The organism is Aquabacter spiritensis (genome assembly GCF_004346185.1).
GTDB lineage: Bacteria > Pseudomonadota > Alphaproteobacteria > Rhizobiales > Xanthobacteraceae > Aquabacter > Aquabacter spiritensis.
The window spans coordinates 130,120-146,641 of the sequence record NZ_SMAI01000004.1 but is presented as its reverse complement, the minus strand read 5'-3'; the positions used below and the strand labels follow the sequence as shown (position 1 = coordinate 146,641).

The following is a 16,522-nucleotide window of genomic DNA, read 5'->3' as shown; positions in this document are numbered from 1 at the left end:
ACATCAGAGTCCGCGAAGTTTGGTAAACCACGCGTTAACGCCTTCAGAATGCTGCCATGTAACTGTTACTTTCCCTTAGGGAGCCCGCGACCTTCTCCCTCTGCCCCGTCTTTGCGCCTATCTCCTGACATGTCCGGCGGCAGCGACATGTGCGTCGCGCTTCCGGCGCCCATCGGATCAGTCGCGCAGCGACCGATAGAGGAGAGTGCGGATGGATGCGAACGCCTTCGGCGGGCAGGAAGCCCTGGCTCAACCCGGCAGGATCTATGCGAGCGAGGACGTCTATACCATCGGCGATCTCGCCCGGGATTTCGGCGTCACCCTGCGGGCGCTGCGCTTCTACGAGGACAAAGGCCTGCTCTCCCCCCGCCGCGAAGGCCTCGCCCGCCTGTACAGCGCGACCGACCGCGAACGGCTGGAACTGATCCTGAAGGGCAAGCGGCTCGGCTTCACGCTCTCCGAGATCCGCGGCCTCGTGGCGGCCCGAGAAGGCACCGCCGGAACCCGGGGCCTGGCGCTCACCCGCGAACGCTGCCTCAGCCAGCTCACCCAGCTCGAGCGGCAGCGCGCCGAGATCGACGCCGCCATCGCCGAACTGCGCGACGCGGCGACCCGGCTCACCGCCGCCTGACGCCGGGCCGCCCCGAGCGGGCGCCCGCCCGCGGGCGTCCTATTTGACCTCGAAGGGAATATTGCCCGTGGCGGCGGCGCCGCGCCCGTCCCGCACGGTCACGAACAGCCTGTAGCGTCCCGGCGCGAGATCGGCGATGCGCACGCCGGTATCGCTCGCGGCCCGTAGCGCCTGGCCGAAGCTCGGCGGCACCGGTTCGGCATCGCCGCCCACGCCGCGCACATGGGTCTCCGCCATCACCTGCCATTCGACTTTGAGGGGATCCCCGTCGGGGTCGCTCGCCCGGAGGTTCGCCTGGGCGCCCGCCTCCCGCGAAAAACTCGCAGGGCCGGTCAGGCTCAGGGTCAGAATGCGCGGCGCGCGATTGCCCCCGCCCGGCGGGCTGCCGCCCCAGGCCTGGGCCATGGCCTGCACCGGCTCGGTCCATTCGCCGGTCGGCAGGAACAGGCTGTGCCACGTCGGGGTCACCTCCTGCTTTTGCCCCCAATAAAAGGGGAGCGCGCCGACGCGAGCCTGCGCGAGGAGGGCGAGGTAGCGCCGGAGCGCGTCGGCCTTCTCGCTGCTGGTGGGCTCGATCTGGGCGCCCCACGGCGTTTTGCCGGCCTGCCACTGACCGAGCGCGCCGAGTTCGGTCACGATGATCGGCCCGGTCCAGCCCTGCCCGCGGGCCCGGGCCACCAAAGTCGGAAGGCTGTCGCCATAGGCATTGAGGCCGAGCACGTCGATGCTGGGGGCCATTTGCCGGATCGCCGCCACTTTCGCTTCACCGGTATCCGCCAGCACGGCCATGACCGGGTGCGAAGGGTCCAGCGACTTGGCGAGCCGGGCCGCTTCCTCGATCGCGGGCCAGACCGCCTGCGCCTCGGCCGGGGAGAGTTCCGTCTCCACCTCGTTGCCGATGCCCCAGGCGAGCACCGCGGGATGGTTGCGGTAACGGTCGATCATGCGCCGCAAATTCACGAGCTGCGCCTCCACCGCCGGCCGGCTCGCATAATCGAAGCCGCGCCGGGGATGTTCGAGCCAGAAGCCGACGATCACCTTCAGCCCGGCGCGCTGCGCGGCGTCGAGAATTTCCCCCGGTTCCTCCCCATAGGTCCGCAGCACGGTCGCCCCGGTCGCCCGTAACTCGCCGAGCCGGGACGTCCCGGATGCCCCGTTGGCGATGAACGGCACCCCGTCGACCAGGATTTCGGTGCCACGGACCGTGACCACGGTCGCCGCTGCGGCGGCTGGAAGAAGCGGGAGAAGAAGGGCGGACAGAGATGCCAGGAGCTTGAACCAGCAACGCATGGGACCCGTGCCTTCGTTGAACCGCAGAGAGACAAGAACGCGAGCATGCCCTTATTGTGCCGGTGACCTGCGGCACGCAAGCGCAGCGCACAGGCGGCTGCGCGAGGCGGCGGTCCGACCGGCCCGAAGGCCGGCGCCGAAGCATGTGGAAGGAAACGCCATGAATCTCGCCCGCAAGCTCGCCGCGCGCGAACGCGAGGGCCGCCCCTTGCGCGTCGGCCTGATCGGCGCCGGCAAGTTCGGCGCGATGTTCCTCGCCCAGGCGCGCACGACGCCCGGTCTCCATGTGCTCGGCATCGCCGATCTGTCGCCCGCGCGCGCCCGGGCCGCGCTGCGCCAGACCGGCTGGGCGGCGGACGACCTCGCGACAAGCTTCGCCGACGCCGTGGCGAGCCGCAAAGTGGCGATCACCGACGATGCCGAGGCGCTGATCGCGGCCGACGGGCTGGACGTGGTGATCGATGCGACCGGCAGCCCCGCCGCCGGCATCCGCCACGCCTGCGCCGCCATCGCCGCGGGGCGCCATGTCGTCATGGTCACGGTGGAGGCGGACGTGCTCGCCGGCCCCCTCCTGGCGCGTCGCGCGGCCGATGCCGGTGTCGTCTATTCCGCCGCCTATGGCGATCAGCCGGCGCTGGTGTGCGAGATGGTCGACTGGGCGCAGGCCTGCGGCTTTCAGGTGATCGCCGCCGGCAAAGGCACGCGCCATCTGCCCGCCTTCCACCAGTCGACCCCGGAAACCGTGTGGGACAATCTCGCCATCGCGCCGGACATGGCGCAGGCCGGCGGGATGAACCCGCAAATGTTCAATTCCTTCGTCGACGGTACGAAATCCGCCATCGAGATGGCGGCGATTTCCAACATGACAGGGCTTCAGGCGCCGCGGGACGGCCTGCTCTTCCCGCCCTGCGGCGTCGACGACCTGCCCCGCATCCTGCGGCCCCGGGCGGAGGGCGGCGTTCTGGAGACCGCGGGCATGGTCGAAGTGGTCTCCTCGCTGGAGACCGACGGGCGGCCGGTGTTCCGCGATCTGCGCTGGGGCGTCTATGTCGTGCTCGGCGCGGATCCCGCCGCGGGCGGCGATTATGCGCGGCGCTGCTTCAAGGAATACGGCCTGGTGACCGACCCCTCGGGCCGGTACACCGCGCTTTATCGCCCCTACCATCTGATCGGGCTGGAACTCGGCATCTCGGTGGCGAGCGCCGGCTTGCGCCACGAACCGACCGGCTGCCCCATCGGCTTTCATGCCGACGTCGCCGCGGTGGCGAAGCGCGACCTCGACGTCGGCGAGACGCTGGATGGCGAAGGCGGCTATACCGTCTATGGCCGATTGATGCGCGCGCCCGACTCCCTCGCGGCGGGCGTTCTGCCGATCGGCCTCGCCCACGGCGTGCGGCTGACGCGCCGTGTGGCGCAGGGCACGGCTATCGGATGGGCCGACGTCGAGATCGCCGACAGCCCGGTGGTCCGGATCCGCCGCGACATGGAGGCGATGTTCGGCCTGCGCGCGGTCGCAGGGACACAGGCCCCCGGCTGACCGGTCGCTCTGGGCTCGGCCGCCCGCGCGCGCCGGATCGGGCGAGGCGGGGACATTTTTGCCCTCTGGAGCGTTGCATCGACGGCGCGGACGCCGGTTCGGAGCATTCCAACTGGCGCAAACCGGGGTGCGCGCGCTACATCCTCCCTTCGAAGTCTCCCGCCTCCCCGTTGCGGGCGGCCTTCAAGACCGGCAGGTTCCCCGCATGTTCGTGCTCGCCCACCTCTCGGACCCGCATCTCGGCCCGATCCCGGAGGCCCGCATCTCGGAACTGCTGGGCAAGCGCTTCTTCGGCATGATGAACTGGATCGGCGCGCGGCGGCGGAATTTCGGGCAGGCGACGCTCGCCACTTTGATGGCGGACCTCCTCGGCCAGCCGCTCGACCATATCGCGGTGACCGGGGACCTCGTGAATGTCAGCCTGCCGGCCGAGTTCGACACCGGCGCGACCTTCCTCGCCTCGCTCGGGCCGGCGGACAAGGTGACCGTGATTCCCGGCAATCACGACACGTATGTCCATTCGGCGCTGAGCTATCATCTGGAGCATTGGGCACCGTTTTTGTCCGGCGACGAGAGCCATCCCGACACGCCGCTCGACGTCGAGTCGTTTCCCTTCGTGCGGCGGCGCGGCCCGGTCGCCATCGTCGGCGTCTCGACGGCGATCCCGACCGCCGCCTTCCTCGCCAGCGGCGAAGTCGGCGACGCGCAGCTCGGCCGCTTGGCGGCGATCCTCGGGCGGCTGAAGGAGGAAGGCCTGTTCCGGGTCGTGCTGATCCACCACCCGCCCGTCGGCGAACGCCATTATCACCGCGACCTGCGCGATGCGCCGGCGTTTCGCCGGGTGATCGCCGAAGCCGGCGCGGAACTGGTGCTGCACGGCCACGACCACCGCGCCTCCTTGGGCCATATCCGCTCGGGAGACGCGATGGTGCCGGTCGTCGGCGTGCCCTCGGCCTCCGCGGGGCCGGACGATTCCCGCGGCGCGGGGCGTTACAACATCTACCGGATCGGCGGGACGCCCGGCGCCTGGACCTGCAGCATGGAGGCGCGCGGCTATGCGCCGGGCGATGCCACGGTCAAGGTTCGCGATCAGAGAGACCTTCTTGCGCCTGCCTGAAGACGGCCCGGACCTTTCCAAACTGTAATGTAGGTGAATAGGCGTTCAATTTATCTAAGATGATCGAAAGATCAATTACAGAAGTTTAAGTTGAACCACAGCGCGAACGGCCGCACCCTTCAAACATCATCGGAGGATGAGACATGAAGAAAACCGTTATCGCCGCCACCGCAGCCGCCTTGATCGCCGGTTCTGCCATTGCCTATGCCGCAAACCCGGGGCCCGCGGGCGGTCCTCCGGGCGGCCCGCCGGCGGCCGGTCAGGATGCCGGCCGAGATGCCGGACCGCGCTGGAAGCCGACCCAGGAAGACCGCGCCGCCCTGCTCGATGCGCGCATCGCCGCCCTGAAGGCCGGTCTGAAGCTGACGCCGGACCAGGACAAGCTCTGGCCGGCGGTCGAAGCCGCGCTGCGCGACACCGCCAAGGACGCCGTCGCGCGCCGCGCCGAACGGGCGGACCGCCCGCGGTCGGCCGAGCCGGATCCGATCGCCCGCCTGCGGTTCCAGGCCGACATGATGACCAAGCGCGCCGCCGATCTCACAAAGATCGCCGATGCCGCCGGTCCGCTCTACCAGACCCTCGACGACGGCCAGAAGCACCGGCTGCAGATCCTGCTGCGGAAGGAATTCCGGGCGATGGGCCCGCACGGCGGCCCGCACGGTCCGCAGGGCGGCCCTCCCGGTCCGCGCCGCGGCTGAGCTGAGGATGCGACGCGTCCGCCCCCTCTCCCGGCGCCTCCGGGGAGGGGGAAGGCGCCGCGAGACATGAGCGTTGCTCATACCTGACGTGACGAAGTTTGATTTTCGATCGGATCACTTACGATTTAGGATGGGCGTGAACGGGAAGGCTGTCTTTCCCGACGCGGAAACGCCCGATGAGTCTCCCTGTTACCCGGCCGGTCGCCGCCGCCTCGACCGTGCTCGTGCTGTGCGCCGGCTGCCTGATCGCGACGCTGACCTTCGGGCCGCGCGCCAGCGCCGGCTTCTTCCTGCTCCCGATGTCCAACGAATTCGGCTGGGGGCGCGACGTGTTCGGTCTCGCCCTCGCGGTCCAGAACCTCTTATGGGGGCTCGGCTCGCCGTTCGCCGGGGCGATCGCCGATCGCTTCGGAACCGTCCGCGTCCTGTGCGTCGGCGCGGTCTTGTATGCCGCGGGCATCGCCATGATGTCGATGGCGACGACGCCCTCGCTGCTGCAGCTCAGCGCCGGCGTCATGGTCGGGTTCGGGCTTTCCGCCTGTTCCTTCAACCTCGTCCTCGCCGCCTTCGGCAAGCTGCTGCCGGAGCGCTGGCGCTCGATCGGCTTCGGCGCCGGCACAGCGGCAGGCTCCTTCGGCCAGTTCCTGTTCCCGCCGCTCGCGACCGGGCTGATCGCCCAGGTCGGCTGGCAGGAGACCCTTCTGGTGTTCGCCGCGGTCGTGCTGCTGGTGATCCCGCTCTCCTTCGCCCTCGCGACGCGCGGCAACGCGGCGACGTCCAGCGCGGCCTCCCCGCCGCAATCGCTCACCGGCGCGCTGCGCGAGGCGTTCAACCATCCGAGCTACGTTTTTCTGGTGCTCGGCTTCTTCACGTGCGGCTTCCAGCTCGCCTTCGTGACCGTGCACATGCCGGCCTATCTCGCCGATCAGGGGGTGACGGCCGCGGTGGGCGCCTCGACCCTGGCCTTGATCGGCCTGTTCAACATTGTCGGCTCGCTCAGTGCCGGGGCCATCGCCACGCGGTTCTCGCGGAAATATCTGCTCGCGGCGATCTATGCCGGACGCGGCATCGCCATCGCCGCCTTCATCCTCGTGCCGACGACGCCGCTCAGTTGCCTGATTTTCGGCGCGGCGATCGGCCTGCTCTGGCTGTCGACCGTGCCGCCCACGTCCGGCCTCGTCATGCTGATGTTCGGCACGCGCTATATGGCGATGCTCTACGGCTTCGCCTTCTTCAGCCATCAGGTCGGCGGCTTCCTCGGCGTGTGGCTGGGCGGGGTGCTCTATGAGGCGACCGGGTCCTACGGCATCGTGTGGTGGCTCTCGGTGGCGCTGTCCTTCGCCTCGGCGGCGATCAACCTGCCGATTCGCGAGCAGCCGGTCGCCCGGCCCGTCCTCGGCGCGGTCTAGATCCGAGATCGATCAGGCCGGACCCGCCGGCCTGATCGATCCAAAGACGCGCCGCGGTCTCAGGGGCATTGCTTCTGCATCTGCTGAATCGCCGCGGTCACGCCGTCCAGAGAGAAGGTGTAGCTGGTCGGGTTGCCGCGACGCGACGTCGCGCGGATCGACATCTCGCTGCCGCCCTTCATCGCCGCGAGCAAATCGTCTTCCTCTTCCGCGGTCGGAAGCCAGGCATTCTGGCCCTTGACCATGAGCTGGAAGGTCTCGTCGCCGATCGCGGCGCGCACCGTCGAGCCGGGCTGGAAGTCGTAGCCGACATTGAGGCTCGCCTCGGTCTTGGTCGCCGCCTGGCGCACCGAGCGGACGAAGAAGGAGACGTCGCCATGGTCGAGCCGCGCCGGCGCCTTCTCCACCGCCTGCGCGTAGATGTAACAATGCGGGCGCCCACCCTCTTTGTATACCCAGGCGCTCCAATCCTGGAAGCTCCCCGCGGATTCCGGAACGGTGGCAAGAGCCGGCCCGCTGGCCAGCAAGAAAAGGGCTGGCAGAGCCGATTTTGTCAGCATGTCGCTCTCCGATGCTATGCTTCAGGCAGCTCTATTAAGTCAGGCCGGAATTTTAATGTCCAGTTAACGCTGGGAAATGGCGGATTTACGAAATCTGGATGGGACCGTTACGAAGGCACCGCCAAACGCGTCCCGACGGCAACAGGTCGGCGGCAATCGACCGGCCCGCGGCATCCCGGCGCGCCGGCCGTCTTGCTGCCCCGGACAGGCCGGTGCATCGTATTTGTTAACCATCGTCATCGTATCAAAGGCCCATGCGAAGCATCCTCCTCGCGGCAGCCGGCATCGCCTTTTTCGGGACAGGGGCGGCCTCAGCGCAGACACTGAATCCCGACCAGGCACGCGCCTTCGTTGTAGGGCGCACCTTCGCCTTCTCGTGCTTTGAAGGCTCCACCGGAGCCGGCCGGGTGTTCCCGGACGGCTCGGTCATCGGCACCATCACCTTCAATTCCCAGGGCTCGGCGCGGTTCGTGCGCCTGCCGCCGAACACCGTGCGGGTGCGCGGCGAGAATGTCTGCGGCTTCGTCGACGGCATGACGTTCGAGCCGTGCTTCGAGGTGGTGAAGACCGGTGCGGCGACGTTTCGCGGCCAATTGGCCGGCGTCGAGACCATGTGGTGCGACTTTACGCGCCTGAGCACCGAAAATCCGAAGGTCGCGAGCCGGCGCAAGGCGCGCCCCTCCGTGAGCGCCGAGGCCTCGGCGGAATAAATCCCCCGCGGCCTAATCGGACACGTCCGAAGGCGCCTCCTCGCGGCCCTCGATCATCGCCTTGCGGCGGCCGATCTCCCGGCCGGCATGGTCCATGAAGGCGCGCACCCGGGCCGTCGTCCGCAAATCCGGATGCGTGACCAGCCAGAGGCCGGATTCCATATCCGGCTCCGGCCCCGCGAGCCGCCGCAGTCCCGGCGTGATGCTGCCGATGAAACAGGGCAGCACGGCAAGGCCGATCCCCGCCGCGGCCGCCTCGGCAAGCCCCAGCACCGTATTGACCCGATAGACGATCCGCCCCTCCCCGGCCCGCTCGCGCAGCCATTTTGCCTGCCGGATCGTGGAGAGGTTCTCGGCGAACCCCACCCAATCCTCGGTGCGGAACCGCTCGCTGTCGAATGGTGCGTCCGCGAGCGCATCGGCGCGGCCGTAGACGCCCCACCCGATGGTGGCGAGACGGCGCCCGACCAAAGTGTCGCCCGGCCGCTCGCTGGCCCGGATCGCCACGTCGGCATCCCGCTTGGTCAGACTGAGCGTCTGGTTGGAAATCACCACGTCGAGCTGGATTTCGGGGTAAGCGCGCCGGAACGACGCGAGGATCGGCGTCAGAAGATGGACCAGGATCGTGTCGTTGGTGGTGATGCGCAATTCCCCGGAGGGACGCAGGTCGCGCCCGGTGATGCGGCGCTCCACCGAGGCGACCTCGTCCGACATGCGCTCGGCGAGCCGCACCATCTCCTCGCCCGTGGGGGTCGGCGCATAGCCGGTGCGCGCGCGCTCGAACAGGCGCGTGCCGAGCGCGCCCTCGAGCGCGTTCAGCCGCCGGAAAACGGTTGAATGGTTGATGCCGAGCTGATCCGCCGCGCCCACCAAGGACCGCGTCGCGGCAACGGCCTGAACCAGGCGAAAATCATCCCACGCGATCATCTTATTGCATCCACGCAAATATACAGCGGCAATCCTGAGTATGGCATTGCAAGATCCGGCGCGCTAGGTCTTTGCCATCGCACTCGATGGAGGCACCGATGATCGATCCCCGCACCGCTCCCTATGGTTTGTTCCTGCTTCGCGCCGCGCTCGGCGTCATGTGGATCGCCCATGCTCTGATGAAGTATGTTCTGTTCACGATACCCGGCTTTGCCGGCTTCCTGGGATCGGTCGGCCTGCCGACCTTTCTCGCCTGGCCGATCTTCCTCGCCGAACTCGTCGGCGGCCTGCTGATCCTGTTCGGTGTCCATGCCCGTCAGGTCGCCGTCCTGCTGATCCCCGTCATGGCCGGCGCCATGATGGTTCATGTCGGCAATGGCTGGGTGTTCTCCGCGCCGGGCGGCGGTTGGGAATATCCCGCTTTCCTGATCGTGGCCTCGCTCGTGGTAGGCCTTTCCGGCGAAGGGGCCTTCGCTTTGCGCCCGGCGCCCCTGCTGCCGCGGCCGGCACCCGCCGCCGCCTGATCCGCGACGGCGCCGACAGGCAGGCCCGACTGGGCATGCCCCGGACAACCGGCAAACCCCGTCGCGAAAGCGATGGGGTTTTGCCTGTCCCAGCCTGTACCCGAGGGCACAGACGTGCGCCCGCCCCCGTTTTGAGAGCGCTGGTGGACCGATCGGAGACGATCGGAGCGGTGATCAGTCGGCGCAGGACGCGGCTCCGCGCCGGCCTTCGCCCCTTACGGGCAAGGCCCTCTGCCGGTTCTCACAGCGGAAACGGTGTGGCGGGGGCATCCGGCCGGGTGTCGGCGGGCGCTCAGGGGAACCCCAAGCGCGAGATGCGTGCGCGGTGGGGACCGTCAGCCCCCGCTCTCTGAAACCCGCGCTTCAAAGTCCGGCCTTGGCGGCGCCGCGAAGAAGCGCCGCGCCGCCCGGCTTCGGTCAATCCTCGAGATCGGCGTCGAGAATCGCCATCTGGAAATTATAGGACAGGTCGCCGTCCTCCTCGTCCTTGAACAGGACGCCGATAAACTCATCGCCGAGATAGACCTCGGCGGAATCCTTCTTCTTCGGCCGCGCCGTCACCTTGATCTGCGGGTTTCCGAACAAGGTGCGCAAATAGCGCTGAACCCGTTCCAGCTCGGTCTTTTCCAAACGTCTGTCCTCCAAGGATGCGTGGGGCTGCAAGCCAGCCACGCGTACGAGCCGGCTCCGCGCGTCAGATATCGGCGCCGGCGAAAATATGGTCGTCGAACATCTGGTCCATGGCGCGCGCGGGTTCGGCGCAGCCCGCTTCCCCGACGACCTTGGCGGGAATGCCGGCGACCGTCGTATTGTGCGGCACCGGCTTCAGCACCACCGAGCCGGCGGCGATGCGGGCGCAATGGCCGACCTCGATATTGCCGAGCACCTTCGCCCCCGCGCCGATCAGAACGCCGCGCCGGATCTTGGGATGGCGGTCTCCGGTCTCCTTGCCGGTGCCGCCGAGCGTCACGCCCTGCAGGATCGACACATCGTCCTCGATCGCGGCCGTCGCGCCGATGACGATGCCGGTCGCATGGTCGAGGAAGAGTCCACGTCCCACCGGCACCGCCGGATGAATGTCGACGTCGAACACGGAGGAGGCGCGGCTCTGAAGATACAGCGCGAAATCGCGCTGCCCGCGGCCCCACAGCCAATGCGCCAGCCGATGCGTCTGGAGCGCGTGGAAGCCCTTGAAATAGAGCACCGGCTCAAGCGCGCGGGTGGCCGCGGGATCGCGGTCGACCACCGCCATGATGTCGGCGCGCACCGCATGGGAGATCGCGCGGTCGGCGGCAACCGCCTCGTGATAGGCGGCGCGGATCAGCGCGCCCGGCAATTCGGCATGATCGAGCCGCGCCGCGATGCGGGCGCCGATCACCGCCTCCAGACTGTCGTGTCCGAGCACGGCGCCGATCAGGAAGCCGGCGAGCAGAGGCTCGTTTTCCGCCGCCTCGTCGGCCTCGTTGCGCAGCCGCGCCCATACCGGATCGACCACGTCGTGCCGGCGTTCGCTCGCGGGCTTGGTCATGTTCGGCGCAGGCGCCTGGAACAGGGATTGGGCCATTGCAGCCTCCCGATGGATCGTTTTCGCCACACTTCTAGCACAGGCCGGCGGACCGGCGCACCCCGCCCCGCGCACGGCGCCCCGTCAGGGCCTGCGCGACAGGAAGTCGAGGACGCCCTGCTTGAACACTTTGTCGCCGACCGCCGGATTGTGGTCGCGGCCGGGAATGTCGAGCGCGGTGCCGTTCGGCATCAAGGCGGCGAGCGCGTGCGGATCGCCCGCAATCGTGTCGCGCGTGCCCACCGCGACCAGAACCGGCTGGCGGATCTGCGCCACCTCTTCGCGCGAGAGGGTCTGGCGCGAGCCGCGGATGCAGGCGGCGAGCGCCTTGAGATCCGCCTTGTTGGCATCGCTGAAGGCGCGGAACATGCGGCCCATGGGATCTGCGACATCGTCGAGGCTCGGCGCCTCCAGCGCGTCGGCGATCGAGGTCGGCAGGCCGACGCTGTCGACGAGATGGATGCCGAGCCCGCCCATGACCAGTGCGCGCACCGCTTCGGGATAGAGCAGCGCCATCTGCGCGCCGACCCGCGCCCCCATGGAATAGCCCATGATGTCGGCCCGCGGCAGCCGCAGATGTTCGAGCAGGCGCAGCGCGTCCTTGGCCATGAGGCGGGTGTCGTAATCGGGCGGCGCATAGAGCTTGGCCGAGCCGCCATGGCCGCGATGATCGAACGCGATCACCCGCCGTCCTTCGCCGACCAGGGTCTTGAACCAGCCGGTATTGACCCAGTTCACCTCCTTGGTGGAGGCGAAGCCGTGAATCAGAAGGATCGGATCGCCCGTGCCCTCCTCCAGATAGTCCAAGTCCAGTCCGTCGGAGGAAAAGGTCGGCATGCGGGTCTCCGGGGTTCGGGCGCCGGACCCTATAAAGCGCGATTGGGCGCGACGGAACCGTCTTTCGCGCCGCGGGGCGGCGCAATCCGCGCCACGCGATCCCGGCGCCGGGCGCTCCGCGCGCGGCCCGGCCGGCGCCAGCACAGCCGCGCCAGCGCGACGCAGACGCCGTTGAAGGCGGCGATCAGCCAGACCAGCCAGACCACCGCGCCGAATCCCCACCAGACGAAGGAGAGCAGCGCGCCGGTGATGGCGAGCGCGCCCCGCCCGAGCGCCCGCAGGACGAACAGGGTCTGCCCGCCCTTCTTCTCCGACAATTTGGCGAGGCGCCGGACGTCGGCGCCGTCCTCGACCACGGCGAGGCCGGCCAAGGCCGCGCGGGTCCCGGCCTTGGCCTGGACCGTGCCGAGATCGCTCATGAGCGCGCCGATCCGCGCGACGCCCTGCGGCCGCACCACGCCCTTCAGCGCCGCCGGATCGAAGCTGCCGCCGGCCCGGCGCAGCGCGCCGAGATCGAGGCTCTCGCGCACCAAGCGCCCGAGATAGGCGCCGAACGCGGCCGAGAGCCGCCCGGTGCGCTTGGCCGCCTTGACCAGCGAGAGGCCCATCCGTGCCGGGGCGCCGCCGCCCAGGGTCGCATAGGTGCCGGCGGTGAGCGCGAGCCCGGCGGCCGAAAGCCCGAGGAGGAGGGTGTCGACCTCCTCGCCCTGCGCGTAGTGCCAACCCTCGCGCGCCGCGTCCCGCAGATCCCCCCAGACGGTGAGGTCGCCCGCCGCCGCCCCGGCGAGGCCCGGCAGATCGTCCGGCGCGCCGGTGACGAAGCCGGAGCCGAAGCTGCGCGCCCCCCGCAGGGCGATCGCGGCATCGGTCTGTTCCGCCGCGACCCGGGCCCGCAGCTCGGGCGCCAGCTCCAGCCCGCGCGCATCGGCCCATTCCTGGGCCGAGGCGGCAAGGTCCGGATCGCCGGCGGCGAGGGCGGCGGAAATCTCGCGCGCCGCATCCTCCGGGGTCCGGGAGGCCAGTTCGAGGTCGGCGAGCGTGGCGGGGTCCTCGCGCCCCAGAACGAGATGAAAGCCATCGCGCAGCGCCGGCAGGGCCCAGGGGGCGAGCCCGGCGAGGCAACCGGCGAGCGCGAGGACGGCGACGAGACGGGTCATGGGTTCAGATTGCGCCTCATTGCGGCGGATTGCGGGGCGGCCCCGGGCCGACCCGTGCGGCACGCCCCGCCCGCCGGCGGCGGTTCCGGCCGGCCGCGCGGTCCATTCTGCCCTCGGTGTGACCAGGAGCGCCAAACAATAAGCGCCGCGCGCGCAGTCTTGAAGCGCCTGCCGGCTTCCCAGCGCCTTCGGCACCCTCTAGCTTTCGATTGGGAAGACAGCCGGCTAACGGCAGAGGGGCACGGCGATGGACAGTGTGATCGATTTCATCAACACCATTTTCTGGGGCTATGTCCTCATTTACGGGCTGCTGGCCGTCGGCGTGTTCTTCACGCTGCGCCTCGGCTTCGTGCAGATCCTGCATTTCCCGGAAATGATCCGCTGCGTCATCGGCTCGGGCGAGACCGACAAGGCCGGCATCTCGCCGTTCCAGGCCCTGTGCACCTCGCTCGCCTCGCGCGTCGGCACCGGCAATATCGCCGGCGTCGCGGTCGCGCTGTATCTCGGCGGGCCGGGCGCGATCTTCTGGATGTGGATCGTCGCGTCGCTCGGCATGGCGACCGCTTATGCCGAGAGCACCCTCGCCCAGCTCTACAAGATCAAGAACGAGGAAGGGCATTATCGCGGCGGGCCGGCCTTCTACATCTCGCGCGGGCTGAAGGCGCCGTGGGCCGGGGCCGTGTTCTCGGTCTGCCTGATCCTGTCCTTCGGCCTCATCTTCAATGCCGTTCAGGCCAATTCGATCGCGGACGCGGTCGAGGGCGCGTTCGGTCTGCCGAAGATCTGGACCGGCATCGCGGTGGCGGCCGTGACCGCCGTGATCATCTTCGGCGGCATTTCCACCATCGCCAAGGTGGCCGAGATCGTCGTCCCCTTCATGGCGGCGGGCTATGTCGCGGTGGCGATCTACGCCCTCGTCGCGAACGCCTCCGAGGTTCCCGGCGTGCTGGCGCTGATCGTACGCAGCGCGTTCGGCCTCGAACCGGCGGTCGGCGGCGTCGCGGGCTCGATTGCCTTGGCGATGCTGAACGGCGTCAAGCGCGGCCTGTTCTCCAACGAGGCCGGCATGGGCAGCGCCCCCAACATCGCCGCCGTCGCGACGCCGGATCCGCACCATCCCTCGAGCCAGGGCTTCGTGCAGGCGCTCGGCGTGTTCATCGACACCATCGTCATCTGCACCGCGACCGCCTGCCTCATTCTCCTGTCCGGCGTGTTCGAGCCGGGCAACGGCGTCACCGGCACCCAGCTCACCCAGGCGGCGATGGCGGTCCATATCGGCAGCGCCGGGACCATCTTCATCGCCGTGGCGATCTTTTTCTTCGCCTTCACCTCGATCATCGGCAATTACGCCTATGCCGAGAACGCCATGACCTTTCTCGGCCTGGAGGGCCGGGTGCCGATGACCCTCCTGCGGCTCGCCGTCCTGGGGATGGTGGTCTGGGGCGCCTATGAGAGCGTCGCCACGGTGTTCAACGCGGCCGACGCCTCCATGGGCCTGATGGCGAGCATCAATCTGGTCGCCATCGTGCTGCTGTCCGGGATCGTGGTGAAGCTCACCCGCTCCTATGTCGCCCAGCGCCGGGCCGGGCAGCGCCCGACCTTCGTCGCGAGCGACCTGCCGGAACTGGCCGGCGAGATCGACACCGAGATCTGGAGCCGGCGCTGAGGCCGGCTCCGTCGCGGCCGGGCAGGCCCGGGATCACCCGGGCTCACCCTTCCGCGAGCGCCGCCGCGCCAGCATGTTGAGCACCTCGACGCCGGCCGAGAAGGCCATCGCGGCATAGACGTAGCCCTTGGGCACATGGGCGCCGAAGCCTTCGGCGATCAGCGTCATGCCGATCATGATCAGGAAGCCGAGCGCCAGCATCACGACGGTCGGATTGGCTTCAATGAAGCGGGCGAGCGGGTCCGCCGCCAGCAGCATCACGGTGACCGCGACCACCACCGCGATCACCATGATCGGGATGTGCTCGGTCATGCCGACCGCCGTGATGATGCTGTCGATCGAGAAGACGAGGTCGAGCATCAGGATCTGGACGATCGCGGCGGTGAAGGTGATGGTCACCTTCGCGCTCTCGAACATGTCGCCGCCGGCATTGTGGTCGACATTGTGGTGGATCTCCTTGGTCGCCTTCCAGACCAGGAACAGGCCGCCCGCGATCAGGATCATGTCGCGCCAGGAGAAAGCGTGGCCGAACACGGAGAAGACCGGCTCGGTCAGTTGGACGATGATCGCCACCGTGCCCAGCAGGCCCAGGCGCAGGATCAGCGCGAGGGAGATGCCGATCCGCCGGCCGCGGGCGCGCTGCGCCGGCGGAAGCTTGTTGGTGAGGATCGAGATGAAGATCAGATTGTCGATGCCGAGCACCACTTCCATGGCGATCAGCGTGATCAGGGCCACCCAGACGGCGGGGTCGCTGGCGAGTTGCAGCAGATAGTCCATCGTTCACTCTTCAGCTTGTGCGGGGGGAGAAGCGGCGGGAGGAGGCGAAGGCGCGCCCGGGCGGCGTGGCGGGCGCATAGACCCGGATCGCCGCCGGCCGGATGGTGAAGTGCGCCGGCGTCCAGGTGGTGAGTTCGCCGTCGGTATTGACCGCGCGGGGACGGCGCGTGCGGATCACGACCTCGGTGGTCCGAAAGGCGCGCACCTCGTTCCAGCGGCTCTGGGTGCCCTCGCGCAGGCTCGGGGCCAGTAGCAGCAGCTTCCACCAATGGTCGACTTCGAGGCTGTAGAAATCGAGCGTGCCGTCGTCGGCGGTGGCGTCCTGCGCGACCGTCATGCCGCCGCCATAATGCCGGCCGTTGCCGACCGAAGCCTGGAGCGTGCGGACGGTCTCGATCGTACCGTCATGTTCGATATAGGCCGTGAACAGGCGCGACTGGAGAAGGATGCGCGCCGCGGTGATGGCATAACCGAGCTTGCCCCATTTCTTCTTGGCCGCACCGCTCAGCTCGCGGGCGAGGTCGGCGGAAAAGCCGATGCTGGCGACGTTGAGAAAGGGATGCCCGTTGACCTCGCCGAGATCGACCAGGCGGGGGGTGCCGCCGACGATCAGCCGGGCCGCCGCCACGGGATCGGCCGGAATGCCGAGCGTGCGGGCGAAATCATTCGCCGTCCCGAGCGGAATGACGCCGAGCGGAACGCCGGTGTCGAACAGGCCCTTCGCGGCGCTGTTGAGCGTCCCGTCACCGCCCCCGATCACCACGAGATCGCACGTCCCGGCCCGCCGGCGGATCATGTCCGACAGGTTTTCCGCGCTTTCGAGGGGCGCCGCATCGATCTCGATGCCGCCGCGCTCCAGCACGCCGCGAACCGCCGCGACACAGGAATCGCCCTGCCGCGCCTTGGGATTGACCATGAAGACGGCGCGCCGCGGGCGCGCGGATTCACCATTGTGGACGTCGTGCACTGGACCCCTCACCGGCAGAATTGTCGGAGCAGTCCGACATCACGCGTCAGAAGGCGCGCCAGAGGGGCCCGGAATGCTGACGCTTACGTATGGCGAGCAACGCCCGGTGCCCACCGGCGCGGTATGAGACGGATTGTCGCAGGCCGTTGCC

17 protein-coding genes are annotated in these 16,522 nt (G+C 68.9%); 8 read left to right on the top strand and 9 right to left on the bottom strand.

What is annotated here, in order from left to right:
- Positions 1-211 precede the first annotated feature (211 nt).
- Positions 212-631 (top strand): MerR family transcriptional regulator, encoded by a 420-nt coding sequence (locus tag EDC64_RS08780; protein ID WP_132030908.1) that lies wholly within the window; start codon positions 212-214, stop codon positions 629-631.
- 39 nt (positions 632-670) lie between these two features.
- On the opposite strand, the gene EDC64_RS08775 is transcribed toward EDC64_RS08780, so the two are convergent.
- The gene (locus tag EDC64_RS08775; RefSeq protein ID WP_132030907.1) at positions 671-1,921 is read right to left on the bottom strand and encodes a glycoside hydrolase family 2 TIM barrel-domain containing protein; all 1,251 of its coding nucleotides are present in this window, start codon (positions 1,919-1,921) and stop codon (positions 671-673) included.
- 160 nt (positions 1,922-2,081) lie between these two features.
- On the opposite strand from EDC64_RS08775, the gene EDC64_RS08770 reads away from it, so the two are divergent.
- From EDC64_RS08770 to EDC64_RS08755, 4 genes are all read left to right on the top strand, one after another.
- Complete coding sequence (locus EDC64_RS08770; protein WP_132030906.1) at positions 2,082-3,458, top strand: NAD(P)H-dependent oxidoreductase; 1,377 nt, start codon at positions 2,082-2,084, stop codon at positions 3,456-3,458.
- A 205-nt stretch (positions 3,459-3,663) separates the two neighbouring features.
- On the top strand, positions 3,664-4,575 hold the full coding sequence (locus EDC64_RS08765; RefSeq protein ID WP_132030905.1) for a metallophosphoesterase family protein: 912 nt from the start codon (positions 3,664-3,666) through the stop codon (positions 4,573-4,575).
- 143 nt (positions 4,576-4,718) lie between these two features.
- Positions 4,719-5,273 (top strand): Spy/CpxP family protein refolding chaperone, encoded by a 555-nt coding sequence (locus tag EDC64_RS08760; RefSeq protein WP_132030904.1) that lies wholly within the window; start codon positions 4,719-4,721, stop codon positions 5,271-5,273.
- A 176-nt stretch (positions 5,274-5,449) separates the two neighbouring features.
- Positions 5,450-6,682 carry an MFS transporter gene (locus tag EDC64_RS08755; RefSeq protein ID WP_132030903.1) on the top strand — a complete coding sequence of 411 codons (1,233 nt, stop codon included), beginning with the start codon at positions 5,450-5,452 and terminating at the stop codon, positions 6,680-6,682.
- Between the two features lie 59 nt (positions 6,683-6,741).
- On the opposite strand, the gene EDC64_RS08750 is transcribed toward EDC64_RS08755, so the two are convergent.
- Positions 6,742-7,242, bottom strand: a complete 501-nt coding sequence (locus EDC64_RS08750) for an invasion associated locus B family protein (RefSeq protein WP_132030902.1) — start codon at positions 7,240-7,242, stop codon at positions 6,742-6,744.
- A 254-nt stretch (positions 7,243-7,496) separates the two neighbouring features.
- Between EDC64_RS08750 and EDC64_RS08745 the strand changes: the two genes are divergently transcribed.
- The gene (locus EDC64_RS08745; RefSeq protein WP_132030901.1) at positions 7,497-7,952 is read left to right on the top strand and encodes a hypothetical protein; all 456 of its coding nucleotides are present in this window, start codon (positions 7,497-7,499) and stop codon (positions 7,950-7,952) included.
- 12 nt (positions 7,953-7,964) lie between these two features.
- Here EDC64_RS08745 and EDC64_RS08740 read toward each other — a convergent pair whose 3' ends face one another.
- Positions 7,965-8,879: a LysR family transcriptional regulator gene (locus EDC64_RS08740; protein ID WP_132030900.1), complete on the bottom strand. Its 915-nt coding sequence runs from the start codon at positions 8,877-8,879 to the stop codon at positions 7,965-7,967.
- A gap of 98 nt (positions 8,880-8,977) precedes the next feature.
- On the opposite strand from EDC64_RS08740, the gene EDC64_RS08735 reads away from it, so the two are divergent.
- Positions 8,978-9,403 carry a DoxX family protein gene (locus EDC64_RS08735; protein ID WP_132030899.1) on the top strand — a complete coding sequence of 142 codons (426 nt, stop codon included), beginning with the start codon at positions 8,978-8,980 and terminating at the stop codon, positions 9,401-9,403.
- A 417-nt stretch (positions 9,404-9,820) separates the two neighbouring features.
- On the opposite strand, the gene EDC64_RS08730 is transcribed toward EDC64_RS08735, so the two are convergent.
- From EDC64_RS08730 to EDC64_RS08715, 4 genes are all read right to left on the bottom strand, one after another.
- Entirely contained in the window at positions 9,821-10,033 is a 213-nt protein-coding gene (locus EDC64_RS08730) for a DUF3126 family protein (protein WP_132030898.1), read from the bottom strand.
- A gap of 64 nt (positions 10,034-10,097) precedes the next feature.
- On the bottom strand, positions 10,098-10,931 hold the full coding sequence (gene cysE / locus EDC64_RS08725; RefSeq protein WP_132031044.1) for a serine O-acetyltransferase: 834 nt from the start codon (positions 10,929-10,931) through the stop codon (positions 10,098-10,100).
- A gap of 120 nt (positions 10,932-11,051) precedes the next feature.
- Positions 11,052-11,804, bottom strand: a complete 753-nt coding sequence (locus EDC64_RS08720; protein ID WP_132030897.1) for an alpha/beta fold hydrolase — start codon at positions 11,802-11,804, stop codon at positions 11,052-11,054.
- A gap of 29 nt (positions 11,805-11,833) precedes the next feature.
- Complete coding sequence (locus EDC64_RS08715) at positions 11,834-12,961, bottom strand: hypothetical protein (protein ID WP_132030896.1); 1,128 nt, start codon at positions 12,959-12,961, stop codon at positions 11,834-11,836.
- Positions 12,962-13,208: 247 nt separating this feature from the next.
- Between EDC64_RS08715 and EDC64_RS08710 the strand changes: the two genes are divergently transcribed.
- Positions 13,209-14,627: an alanine/glycine:cation symporter family protein gene (locus EDC64_RS08710; RefSeq protein WP_132030895.1), complete on the top strand. Its 1,419-nt coding sequence runs from the start codon at positions 13,209-13,211 to the stop codon at positions 14,625-14,627.
- 33 nt (positions 14,628-14,660) lie between these two features.
- Here the strand turns inward: EDC64_RS08710 and EDC64_RS08705 are convergent, their stop codons facing one another.
- Both EDC64_RS08705 and EDC64_RS08700 read right to left on the bottom strand, forming a co-directional pair.
- Positions 14,661-15,404: a TerC family protein gene (locus EDC64_RS08705; RefSeq protein WP_132030894.1), complete on the bottom strand. Its 744-nt coding sequence runs from the start codon at positions 15,402-15,404 to the stop codon at positions 14,661-14,663.
- A 10-nt stretch (positions 15,405-15,414) separates the two neighbouring features.
- Complete coding sequence (locus tag EDC64_RS08700; RefSeq protein WP_274594941.1) at positions 15,415-16,371, bottom strand: lipid kinase; 957 nt, start codon at positions 16,369-16,371, stop codon at positions 15,415-15,417.
- Positions 16,372-16,522 lie beyond the last annotated feature (151 nt).